Genomic DNA, 12176 nt, shown 5'->3' on the forward strand with positions numbered 1-12176 from the left:
CCCGCGGATGGTTCGTGTCAGCCGATTTCATGCGTTCCCGGGACGGACTGGGCACCTTGCGCGGCAATCGTCTCGCGCAGGCGCACCACCTCGCCCACGATCAGCAACGCGGGCGACTGGATGGCGAGATCCGCCACCTGCGTCGGGAGGTCAGCCAGCGTGCCCTCGATGACGCGCTGCATCGGGCGTGTGCCCTGCTCCACCAGCGCGGCCGGCATCGCACCATCCGCGCCCGCCGCCATCATCTCGCCGCAGACCTCGGCCAGGGTGTGCAGCCCCATGTACACCACCAGAGTCTGCTGCGGCTGGACCAGCGAGGCCCAGTCAAGATCCGTCTCGCCGGCACGCCGATGGGCGGTCACGAACTGGCAGCGATAGGCATGATCGCGATGGGTCAGAGGGATCCCGGCATACGCCGCGCAGCCACCCGCTGCCGTAATCCCCGGCACGATGCGGACCGGGATCCCGGCCGCGGCGATCGCCGCGGCCTCCTCGCCGCCGCGCCCATAGACGAACGGATCTCCACCCTTCAGGCGCACCACGTAGTGCCCCTCCCGTGCCAGCGCGATCATGCGCTCGTTCAGGTCCCCCTGATCGCAACTGTGCCGTGAGCGGGCCTTGCCCACATACAGGCGCTGCGCCTGCGGATTGGCCAGCTCGAGGATCGCCTCCGGGATCAGGCGGTCGTGCAGCAGGACATCGGCGTGCTGCATCGCGGCCACCGCATCCAGCGTCAGCAGACCCGGATCGCCCGGCCCTGCTCCGACCAGATCCACGCAGCCGGGCTTTCGCTCGCCGCGTAACGGAAGGCGGGCCCCGGCGCGTGCCCCACACCCGATCCGCGTCACCTTGTCCCGCTGCCGATCACTCATGATCGAAACAGCTGAGCCGTGGCCGCGGGGTTAGAAGGGAACCAGGCATGTAGGTAAGTGGCGGTCAGGCGACCATCGCGATAGATCGCCTCCCCCTGCGAGCCCGTCCCGCGGGCCCGCCAGCAGTGGCCATAGGGTTCCAGCCCGACTTCCGAGCGGGTGTGGTGAAAGGTATGCCCCCGCAACTCGCCCTCGGGCAGCGGGGCCGCCTGGAGACCCAGGCCCTGCAGGCGGTCCGCCAGCTGGGCCTTGCCCGGCACCAGCCCGGCCATGGGCGCGGCATGGCCCTCGCGATCGGCCAGTTCGTCCAGCAGGTAGAGAAAGCCCCCGCACTCCGCCAGAATCGGGCGGCCCGCCGCATGATGGGCCTCCAGGTCCGACTTCAGGCCGGTATTGGCGGACAGCTGATCCAGATACAACTCGGGGTAACCGCCCGGGAGCCAGACGGCATCGGCCTCTGGCAGCCCGTCCCCCGCAAGCGGGGAAAAGAACCGCAGCTCGGCGCCCATCTTCTCCAGCAGGCGCAGATTGGCCGGATACATGAAGGCGAAGGCCGCATCCCGTGCAATGGCAATGCGCACGCCGGACAGCGCCGCCTCGATCGGCGCGATCGCCTCTGGATGAAAGGTCACGGGCTCCGGAAGCCCTGTCACGGCGGCCTCTTCGATCGCGGCCGCCGCCGCCTCCAGCCGCGCATCCAGATCGCCGATCTCCCCCGCCTGGACCAGGCCCAGGTGGCGATCCGGGACACTTAGCGTCTCGTTACGCTGCACGGCACCAAAGAAGCGGATCGCCTCCGGGGTGCAGTCCTCCAGCATCCGCGCATGGCCGGGGCTACCCACCCGGTTGGCAATCACGCCGGCAAACGACAGGCCCGGACGGTAGGTCGACAAGCCATGCACCAGCGCCCCGAAGGTCTGGCCCATGCCGCTGGCATCGACCATGGCCAGGATTGGCAAGCCGAAGGCCTGGGCCAGATCCGCGCCGGAGGGATCCCCGTCGAACAGCCCCATCGAGCCCTCCACCAGGATCAGGTCGGATTCCTGGGCCGCCTCGTACAGCATCGCCCGACAGGCTTCTTCCCCGACCATCCACAGATGCAGGGCGTCGACCGGGTGGCCGGAGGCCTGCTCCAGGATCATCGGGTCGAGGAAGTCGGGGCCGGTCTTGAACACGCGCACGCGGCGGCCCTGGTTGCGGTGGTAGCGGGCGATGCCGGCGGTGATCGTGGTCTTGCCCTGGCCCGAGGCCGGGGCCGCCACGAACGCGGCGGGGCAGCTCACACTCACAGCTCGATCCCCTTCTGCGCCTTGATGCCGGCCTGGAAGGCGTGCTTGACCACACCGATCTCGCTGACGGTGTCGGCGGCCTCGATCAGGGCCTTGGGCGCGGCGCGACCGGTGGTGATCACGTGCTGCATGGGCGGGCGATTGGCGAGATCCTCCAGCACCTCGTCCACGTCCAGGTACTGATATTTCAGCGCGATGTGCAGCTCGTCGAGCAGCACCAGGTCGACGTTCGGGTCGCGCAGCATGTCGCGGGCATGCGCCCAGGCCTCGCGGGCCGCCTCCACGTCCTTCTCGCGGTCCTGGGTCTCCCAGGTGTAGCCCTCGCCCATCACGTGGTACTGCACGTGGTCCTGACCACGGAAGAAGGCCTCCTCGCCGGTGGCGAACTGCCCCTTGATGAACTGGACGATGCCGACCTGCATGCCGTGCCCCAGGGCCCGGGCGACCATGCCGAAGCCGGAGGAGCTCTTGCCCTTGCCGTTGCCGGTCAGGATCAGGAACACGCCCTTTTCTTCCTGCGCCTCGGCGATCTTGCGGTCCACCACTTCCTTCTTGCGCGCCATACGCTGCGCGTGGCGTTCGGCCTTGGCCGCGTCGGTATCGTTGGTCATGTCGCTCTCTCCTGCAGTTCGTAATGGAAAAACGCGGTGCGGGTGCGGCCGGACAAGCTACTGGGCCGCCGCCCACTCGGTGTGCCGCGTTTCAAGCTCGGCCAGTCCATCCAGGATCACCGGTGCCGGGTGCGAGAAATACCCGCTTGGCAGATTCACCACCCTCACCGGGCTCGATGCGACCACCGCTCGGCAGCTGCGAGCCTCGGACCCAGAGAAGGTGAACACCACGTCAGCGTCATACTGGTTGATCAGATCGGCCAGTTCGTCCGTGTCCTCCGACAGCCTCAGGTGATGCACACCTGGCTGGTCCGCAACGACCTCGAATCCCGCGCGGGTGAAGGCATCATGCAGCCAGGTCTTCGGGCCGTACACGTAGGCCTGCGCGCTGCACGAGGACATCAGGACCGCACGCTCACCGGAGGCCCCCACGGCATCGGCCGCCTCCTGCCACGCATCGTCGAATGCGGCGGCGCGCACCGCACCGTCGTCCAGGCCCGCAGCATCCGCAATGCGTTCGAGATTTTCGCGCACGGCATCCATCCCTTCGAAGCCGCCCAGCACGATGGCCCGGGTCCCCGCCGGCACGGTATCGGCCCAGTCATCGCGCTCGACCCAGCTCGAGGTGAACGCCAGATCCGGTTCGACGCGGCTGATCGCCTGCTCGTCCGGGTCCAGAATGCCGCCGGTATCCTCCACGTCGAGATCGTCGTAGCGGCTCGCCCCCACGATGCAGGGGGTCAGCTCCAGGTACTCCAGCGAGTGCGTAATGTACGGCGACTGGCTGACAATCCGCGGACACTCGCCCGCTGTCGCCGTTACCGGAAACACCAACCCCGCGGTCAGGACAAGGGCCAGAAACCCGGTCCCCGGGGTCCATGGCAAGCTGCAACCGAATGCGCGCGTGTATCGGCAGACCTGAGTGATCATCGGAAACTCCCCTTGATTATTGCCCGCGGGCCAACACGGCACGCAACGGCGTTCACTCGCCGATCAGGATCATGCGACCGGTGTCCGGGTCGCGGTACACCTGCCCCATGGACTCGTAACCGGAGCCAGCCTCGCCGGCGCCTTCGGGCGGGTCCGGGATCTCGCGCCCGGGTTCGATCTCGGCGCCGCCACTGGCCGGTTCGAGGCCGCTCCCCGAGGCGGCCATCACCACCATCAGGCCGACGGCGAAAACCAGCATGATGTCGGCCAGGTTGGCCAATGGCCCCATCGGTTCTTCGTCAGGGGCATCGAAGCGGCTGGCGCGGTAGTGCGGGACCCTCATGCCGCCGCCTCCAGGCGCTCCATCGCGGCGTCATACCAGCGCCGCCGCAGGCGTCCAAGCAGGAAGCCGAGGATGCCGACCAGCAGCCCCAGCACCGTGGTGTTGAACGCCACCGTAACGGCCTGGGCGAGGATTTCCAGTTCGCCCCGGCCCATCGCGGCCAGCCCTGGACCCAGCGGGATCAGTGTCCCCATCAGCCCGAGCATCGGGCCGATGCGCGCCAGCAGATCGGCGCGGTCGATGCGCCGGCGTGCGCGGTAGGCGAGGCGTTCGGCATCGCCGCTCAGTTCCAGGCGGCGTACCCCACCAGAGCGTTCGCCCAGTGCCAGGCCCAGCTCCCAGACGGCCACCGCGACCAGCACCAGCAGGCCGATGATCACCGGCTCCAGCAGCCAGCGCACCACGGTATCCATCAGCTCCATCGTGATCGAGAACGACATTCGGTTTACCTCGTTACCCTTGGTTCATTCATGACCCCGGCCCCGTAGAAGCCTGCTGGCAGGCGAAGCCCCTGCCAAAGTCGGACACGGGCAGGAGCATTCGCCTGCAAGCAGGCTCCTACAGCAAACCGATCCAGCGAGCGTTATCGCCGCCGACCCGTGGCGATGCCGGCAAGCAGCAGCAGGAACAGCGCAGCGGCGACCAGCCACGGGAGCCAGGGCATGCCCGCCGCCGCGTCGCCGGCCTCCTGGCCGCCTTCGGCTTCGGCCGGTTCGGAGATCTCCTGCATCTCTGGTGCCGTCGGGTCTTCCAGCGGCTGGATCTCGGTGACACGGCTGGGGTCGGCTTCCGGCTCCGCCCGATCGATCTGTGCGGCCGCCCGCACGGCGTCGAAGGCCTCGCGCAGTTCGAGGTCCTCCAGGCGCTCGGCCACCTCGTCCAGCATGGGGTGATCCGGGCGCGTGTGGCCGCTGCCGGGCAGGCCGTGCTCGGCGACCAGTTCCGCGAAGCGCTCGGACAAGGCATCCAGCACCTCGGGGTCGGCATCCCAGAACCCGTGGCTGGCCGCGACCAGGTGCACGGCCTGCAGGTGGGTCTTCACGTGCACGTTGTGGCCGTCCGCCAGGAACGCGTCCAGCCCCAGCCCGTGGCGGTCCTGCAGATACACGTCGTGCACCTCGTCCCAGACCCAGGAGCGGATGATCTCCGGATTCGTCACCTGCCAGCCCCACAGGTTGTCGACGAAGTCCCGCGCCATCGTGCGCGCCCCGGCGTAGCCGTGATCCATCAGCGGCTCGATCCACTGCGTGTTCAGGTTCTGCCCCTGCAGCTCGCGCATCAGCGCGCGGCCGAGGGTCTCCACCCGCGGGTCGTCCGGATCGGCGTGCTGCAGCACGCGGTTGTCCGGCACCTCGCCGCGGATGCTCTCGACCGCGGTCGAAAGCCCGCCCTGGAAGTCGAACCCGTCATCGTTGTCCAGCAGGCCGTAGAGGTGCGACGCGCGCCCAAGGTAGGTGCGCCCGACCTGGCCCAGCCGGGCCTCGAAGGCCTCGTGCGCGGAGCCGCCGGATTCGTCCGCCCCGTAGGCATGTCCCATGCGGCGCATATAGGCGGCGCCCAGTTCGGCACGATCCTCCCAGGCACCGGAACGGTCCGCGAGACGATTGACCCCGGCCCCATAGGCCCCGGGTGCGGTGCCGAACACTCGCAGCGCGGCCTGCTGACCCGCCTCGATGCCATTGAGGCCTGCGGCGCGCAGGGCCTCGGTGTCTTCCACCCACTGGGCGGCCACGTCGTTGCGCGCCAGCGGCTCGTCACCCGGATCGCGCAGGTCCAGCCCCAGTGGGGCCAGGGCCGCATCCAGTGCCTCTTCCAGTTCGGGGTACTCGGCAAGAATGGTCTCGGACGATCCGTCCAGCGCGAGGCGGGCGGCGCGATCCAGCCACACCAGCTGGTCCTCGTAGAGGTCGCGGAACAGACCCGAGGTGGTGAACAGCGCATCGCGACGGCGATCGCGCCCGGCTTCATCAAGGTCCATGCGCTCCAGGCCCTGGACGATCCCGCGGCTGTTCCAGGCCGGACGAATGCCCAGCATGTCCATGCCAAAGGCGATCATCACGCCCTCGTCGCGCACGGTATCCGACGCCCAGAGGATGATCGCCTCGCTGCCATCCGCCTCGGGATCGCCGTGTTCGCGGGCATCCGCGGCCAGCTCCTGGCCAATGCCCCAGGCGATGCGTGTGGGCACCAGATCCGCCGCCAGCGCATGGAAGTTGCGCCCGGTCGGCAATACCTCCGGCGTGCGGATCGGGTCGTTGCCTTGCCCGGGCGGCACGAAGCGTCCCTCCAGCGCCGCCAGCAGATGTGCGCGCTCGCTGGCCGGGGATCCACGCAGCTTCGCGTCCCAGTCGTCGCCGATCGCATCATCGCCGGCCATCGACTCGAGCATGGTGTCCAGGGCCTCGTCGCTCCAGTCACGCCCGAACACGTGGAGCCCCAGCGGCATCTGGTCTTCCTGCATGTCCGTCAGGTAGTGGCCGATCTCGTGGACCAGCAACTCCTCGTCCATCTCCGCCAGCGCGGTCGTTGCGTGCTCGTCATGACCCTCGCCCGCATGTTCGTCGTCGTGGTCATGCTCATGGGCGTGTTCGTGTTTTTCTTCCCCGTGTTCGCGGTGATGGTCCGCATCCCGATGCTCGTCGCGGTGTTCGTCCTCGTGACCTTCGCCATGCCCGGAGTCTGACTTGTCGTGACGACCCTCGTGGTGATCGCCGTGGTCATCATGGTGATGCCCGTGATCGTGGTGATGGCCCCGGGCCAGCTCGCGCTCGATGGTCTCGGTCAGGCCGAGGTCCTCGATGCGTTCGCGCAGGGTCTGGACGGCTCGCGAGCGCGTCGCGGCATCCGGCTGCGCGGCGGCCTCGTAGGTCTCCACCAGCTGACGCAGCTCCAGCAGGCTGTCATACAGCTCGGTGGCCGCCAGTGGCGGGGTCAGGTGACTGATCATCACGCCCATGGAGCGGCGTTTGGCCTGGATGCCCTCGCCCACGCCATCGACGATGTAGGGGTAGATGATTGGCAGAGCGCCCCCGAGGATCTCGGGGTAATCATCCGGCGCCAGCCCCGCCCGCCGGCGCGGCAGGAATTCGCGGGTCGAGTGGCGCCCAACATAGACCAGCGCATCCGCCTCGAAGTGATCGCGGATCCAGTGGTAGAAACCGACATACTGGTGGGTCGGCGGGAAGGTGGTGTTGGCGTGCAGCAGGCGCTCGCTGACCTCCCAGCCACGCGGCGGCTGCGGGCCGATGAACACGTTGCCGAACTCGATCCCCGGGAACAGCATCTCGCCATCGCGCGTCATCGCCTCGCCCGGCGGGTCGCCCCAGCCGGTCAGGCCCGGGATGCCCGTGCGCACCAGCGCCTTGCGCAACTGCTCGGTGGTCGCGTGCGCGTCCTCCCCCGCCAGCGTGGCCTCCCAGGCCTCCTCGTACTGGGCCAGCAGGTCCAGTGCCCGCTCCTGTGCCGCGTGCGGATAACTCTCGAGCATGTGGCGCAGATCGCCAACGCCGCTTTCCATAGCGCCCTGCGCGATCTCGATCTTGTCGGCGGCCCTGGCGGCCTCCAGGCGTGCCTGCAGATAACCGATCGGGCCATCCACCAGCTCCGCCTGGACGGGTTCCGGAAGGGCATCGAAATACGCTTGATACTGCTCGCGATCCAGTGAAGCCACCCGGCCGGCGATGGCGTCCAGCGCATCCGCCTGTTCCGGCAGGTTCACCGCACGGTCCTGGATCAGATCCAGCAGGGCTTCGGCATCCTCCGGGACCCCGTCGCCCAGGTCATAGCCTGCCGCCTCCAGGTTCTGCAGGATCTCCAGCAGGGACTCGGGCACATCCAGCTTGTCTGCGCCGATGTTCTGGCGACCCGGCGGATGGTTGTAGTAGACCACCGCCACCCGCTTGTCCGCGCTGTCCAGGCGGCGCAGCCGCTGCCAGCTCGCCACCCGGTCGGCCAGGGCCTCGACACGCCCGCCGACCGGCTCGGTCAGGGGCAGGCGCACGCCCGTGCGGCGGTCCTGTTCCGGATCGCCCGCAGTGGCAAGCACCATCGGCTGGCTCATGCCCTGCAACTCCGGCATGGCCACGTGGTAGTGGACCTTGTCCCAGGGGATGCCCTCGTGGGACAGCCGCCACTCGGTCTCGCTCACGTCCGCCAGACGGATGCCCTTGATCACCGGGACATCCAGCTCGCCGAAGGCCTCGGCCACCGCCTCGCGATTGCCACCCCCGCCGACCACGAAGTCCTGCAGGCTGACGATCCCTGCCAGATCCGCCGGCCCGGCCGCCTCGGCCAGCGTCTCGACCGCCTCGCGGCTGGCCCCGCCCCAGCGCGCGAGCACGGCGAAGCACTGAATATCACGTGACTCCAGGGCCTCGCAGGCGGCATCCAGCAACGCCCGATCACCCGGACGGTCACCGGTGTCCAGATCCAGCAACGCCACTGCGGGTCCGTCGTCCAGTTGCAGATCGTCCGGGTCGGGACTGGAGCTGTTATGACGGTAATAGCGGATAGTCTCGCGCGGGTCCGGCTCCGGCACCTCGATGTCGTGCCCACCGCGCGCGGCCAGCCAGCGCATCAGGCCCTCCATGTTCTCCGGCGTGCGCCCCTGGTAGAACGCGCGCCCGGTCAGCCAGCCCGCCTGTTCGGGGAAACGCTCCCGCTGTTGGGCCAGGTGCACGCGCGGGTCTTCGCCCGGGTCGGGGTTGGCCGCCAGTTCGGTGCGCTTCTCGTCATCGAGACCCGCGAGTACGGCCTCGCCGCCGATCCGGGACAGGGCCGTCAGGTGACGCACGCTGTTAATGGCCAGAATCGGGGCCCCCTCGGGCGGCGGGGTCTCCCGCAACAGACGATCGAGGCGTGCAGCCTGATCCCCGAATACCGCAGCCACCAGCACCGCGTCGGCCTCGCGCCACAGCGCCGATACCGCCTCGTCCGACTTGTCCGTGAGCTGCTCCGGCGTCCGCAGGATCACCTCCCCCTGCGGATGGGCCTCGAGGAAGCGGTGCGCCCCGGCGGCCACCTCCGCCGCCGAGCGATCGGAGACCACACCCACCACCAGCGGTCCCGCGCCGGCCGGAACACCCCCAAAGAGGAAAAACGCGAAAGCAATCAGAATGGAAACACGGAAACGCATGGGACTTCCCGACAAAAAGCGGCAAGGGGTCGCGAGGCGTATACCCGACACGCCAGCAACCGCTGCAATGGGAATGGGACGCCGCCAGAGCGGCGCCCGTCAGAAGAGCCGTCAGCCGCGCTGGCTGGCCGGCTGCCAGAGGACCTCGGCACCGTTTTCGTGGCGAGCGAGGACGCGGCAGAGCACGAACAGGAGATCCGACAGCCGGTTGATATAGGCCAGCGAAGACGGTCGCAATGCCTCGTGGTGGTTAAGCGCCACCAGACGCCGTTCCGCGCGCCGGCAGACGGTGCGCGCAATGTGACAGTCGGCCGTAGCGGGCCCCCCCCCCGGAAGGATGAACTCCTTCAGGGCGGGCAGATCGTCGTTGAAGGACTCCAACTCCACATCCAGCCGCTCCACGGAAGCCTCCGGGAGGGCCTGGTGCCCTGGCACGGCCAGTTCCGCGCCGAGATCAAACAACTCGTGCTGTACCAGCGCGAGCGAGCGCCGCACCTCCTCCGGCAGGTCGTGGACCAGCAACCGCCCCACGACACTATTCAGCTCATCCACGTCGCCAAACGCCTCGACCCGGTGGCTATCCTTGTCCACCCGCGAGCCGTCACCCAGCCCAGTCCGGCCTTCGTCACCCGTACGGGTCGCAATCTTCGAAAGTCGATTACCCATGAATCACCTCTGCTGGTAGCGCAGTTTCACGAACGCGGCCCGGCCCGGCTGGTTGTACCCGCCCACGGTCTCGTAATCCTTGTCGAACACGTTGTCGACCGAGGCCTCGATTCGCCACTCCGGATCGATCTGGTAACCCGCACGAAGGTTCATCAGACCATACCCAGAGAGCCGATGTTCATTGCCCGCATCATTATACGAACGACTCTTCCCAATCACGGACCCTCCGAGCGAGAAGTCCTGGAATTGCCGATCCAAGTCAAAACGGGCGGTTACAGGTGCCCGGCGCTGCAGCTCGTTGCCAGTCTCACGATCCTTCGCATCAACCAGAGTCAGCGAAGCTCGGGAAGTCCACAGTCCAAAATCGTGGCCACCTTCGATCTCTAGGCCACGAATACGTGCCTCATTAATGTTGGCCGGTTCATTGACCCTCATAAAAAACTGTTCAGCGTCACAATTTGCGACACATTGATTTTGGATCAAGTCATCAACACGAGTTTCGAACACGGACACATCGATGTAAGCTCCTCCAGCCGAGTACCTGGCTCCAATCTCGAAAGTCTCAGATTCCTCTGGAACAAGATCCGGATTACCCCGGTACCATCCGATATCCGGATGGTAAAGCTCGTTGAAGGTGGGGGCCTTGAAAGCAGTACCGTAGGAGGCTCGCAGGCGCAGCGCGTCAGTGGCCTGCAACCCCCAGGCAATCTGTCCGGTAGTCTTGTCACCAAAAAGCTCGTCGTCGTCGTGACGCAGCGAACCCTCTAGGAGATGATCCCCTAGTTCCGCTTGGAGCAAGGCGTAACTGCCCACGTTGTAACGGCTGTTTTCCTCGTACTTTTCCGTTCCGAAAAAGCCAGGATCGTCGACTTCAATACGGTCTTCCCGCGCATCCAGGCCAGCCGTCAAGAACAGACGATCCGTCAACGCGATCTCGCTCAGCCAGTCTATGGAATCCCGAGTGGTGTTATAACGCGACGCGAAGCTTCCATCATTATAACGATCGTTCTCATCCCTGCTGTGCGTTAAACTGACCTCCGTTTCCCAACGATCCGTGATGGCCAAACGAACACCGCCACGGACCGCAGCATGGACATAATCGGTGTAATCGCGCCCCTCTGTACTATCAAATTCCGACTCACCTTCGGAGTAAAGAATACTGCCGAAGACCTCGATCCCATTTTCCAGCCGGTGCGAGACCTTAGTCGAAAGCGAGGTATTGTCATATCCATTAGGGTCATCATCCCCAAAGTCGTCCTGGACATTGATGCCGTCAGTATCAAAGTGGCTGATCGAGAAACTGTAGCTAGTGCTATCAGTGCCTCCGGCCACGCCGACACCTGCTTCCCAGGTGTTGAAGCTACCCCCGCCGACAAACGCGTTGACCTTCGGCGGTCCCTTGCGGCCTTCACGAGTAAACACCTGCACCACCCCGCCGATGGCGTCGGAACCGTAGATACTGGTTCGCGGCCCGCGCACGATCTCGACCCGCTCGATCTCCTCCAACGGTAGGAACTGCCAGCTCGCGCCACCTGTGGTGGCGGAACCCATACGGACTCCATCGACCAGCAACAAGGTGTGATCGGAATTCGTCCCGCGGGTATAGACGGACGTTGTCTTGCCAAAAGCGCTGTTTTGGGAGGTTTCCATCCCCGCGCGGCCTTCGAGTAGATCGGTGAACTGCTTGGGCTGCAGCCGCTCGATCTCTTCACGGTCGATTATGGTGACCGATGCGAGCGTCTCGTCGACGGTCTGGGCGACGCGCGTCGCCGTCACCTGGACGGTGTCGAGGGTCTGGGCTTCGGTTTCGGGTGCGTCCTGGGCGTGTGCCAGGGCGGGGGTCGTGGCCAGCAGGATGGCCGCGGAAAGTGCTGTGCGTTTCATTGTGTAGAGTCTCCCGGCGAGCCGCCCGCACGCCGTTGATTCGTCGGGATCGCGCAGACAGGGGGAGACAGACACGAGGGGGATCGGCCACGACCGGCGAACGGCCCGGCACGATCATCCGCCTCGCATGCCCGCCGCATGCCGCGCGATCATTCCCTGGCCGGTCTCCGGGCTGACGAGCGTTCTGGCGCGGCGCCTTCCCGAACCTCAGGTTCAGTGGCACTGGCCGCGACCATCAGGGACCGTCTGGCGGTCCCTCGCTCGATCACCGTTGCGGGGGCAGCGTCGGATTCGCCCGCAGGCCTCGAAGACCTGCCCGGACTCACCGAACTTCCCGTTTAACCCGCCAGGTCGAGCCTGGCCGGGCACCGGGGAACGCCGCGAACCCTACACAATTGGGCGCAAAATTACCAGCCGCTCAGCGCTACGCGGCCGATCCAGCCGGGC

Annotated in this window: 9 protein-coding genes and 1 riboswitch; all 9 genes read right to left on the reverse strand. The window is 66.8% G+C overall.

Annotation, left to right across the window (positions count from 1 at the left end; genetic code table 11):
• Window positions 1–17: 17 nt before the first annotated feature.
• The 9 genes from cobA to F572_RS0109960 all read right to left on the reverse strand — a co-directional run bounded on the left by cobA (window position 18) and on the right by F572_RS0109960 (window position 11729).
• Entirely contained in the window at window positions 18–872 is an 855-nt protein-coding gene (cobA, locus tag F572_RS0109920) for a uroporphyrinogen-III C-methyltransferase (protein WP_026143077.1), read from the reverse strand.
• Window positions 869–2161, reverse strand: coding sequence for a cobyrinate a,c-diamide synthase (locus tag F572_RS0109925; RefSeq protein ID WP_017942378.1), 1293 nt, complete (start codon window positions 2159–2161; stop codon window positions 869–871). The genes cobA and F572_RS0109925 overlap by 4 nt, the downstream gene beginning before the upstream one ends.
• A complete protein-coding gene (gene cobO, locus F572_RS0109930) occupies window positions 2158–2772 on the reverse strand; it encodes a cob(I)yrinic acid a,c-diamide adenosyltransferase (RefSeq protein ID WP_017942377.1) in 615 nt (204 codons plus the stop codon). Before cobO ends, F572_RS0109925 begins: the two co-directional genes overlap by 4 nt.
• A 57-nt stretch (window positions 2773–2829) precedes the next feature.
• Window positions 2830–3702, reverse strand: a complete 873-nt coding sequence (locus F572_RS0109935; RefSeq protein WP_018158453.1) for an ABC transporter substrate-binding protein — start codon at window positions 3700–3702, stop codon at window positions 2830–2832.
• A 52-nt stretch (window positions 3703–3754) separates the two neighbouring features.
• Window positions 3755–4045 (reverse strand): DUF2149 domain-containing protein, encoded by a 291-nt coding sequence (locus F572_RS0109940; protein WP_017942375.1) that lies wholly within the window; start codon window positions 4043–4045, stop codon window positions 3755–3757.
• On the reverse strand, window positions 4042–4485 hold the full coding sequence (locus tag F572_RS0109945; RefSeq protein WP_017942374.1) for a MotA/TolQ/ExbB proton channel family protein: 444 nt from the start codon (window positions 4483–4485) through the stop codon (window positions 4042–4044). Before F572_RS0109945 ends, F572_RS0109940 begins: the two co-directional genes overlap by 4 nt.
• Window positions 4486–4628: 143 nt before the next feature.
• Window positions 4629–9179 carry a cobaltochelatase subunit CobN gene (locus tag F572_RS0109950; RefSeq protein ID WP_017942373.1) on the reverse strand — a complete coding sequence of 1517 codons (4551 nt, stop codon included), beginning with the start codon at window positions 9177–9179 and terminating at the stop codon, window positions 4629–4631.
• Between the two features lie 111 nt (window positions 9180–9290).
• On the reverse strand, window positions 9291–9845 hold the full coding sequence (locus F572_RS0109955; RefSeq protein WP_026143076.1) for a cob(I)yrinic acid a,c-diamide adenosyltransferase: 555 nt from the start codon (window positions 9843–9845) through the stop codon (window positions 9291–9293).
• 3 nt (window positions 9846–9848) lie between these two features.
• A complete protein-coding gene (locus F572_RS0109960; protein WP_017942371.1) occupies window positions 9849–11729 on the reverse strand; it encodes a TonB-dependent receptor domain-containing protein in 1881 nt (626 codons plus the stop codon).
• A 140-nt stretch (window positions 11730–11869) separates the two neighbouring features.
• A riboswitch (cobalamin riboswitch) is annotated at window positions 11870–12117 on the reverse strand.
• Window positions 12118–12176 lie beyond the last annotated feature (59 nt).

It is taken from the genome of Thioalkalivibrio sp. ALE14, assembly GCF_000376845.1.
Lineage (GTDB): Bacteria > Pseudomonadota > Gammaproteobacteria > Ectothiorhodospirales > Ectothiorhodospiraceae > Thioalkalivibrio.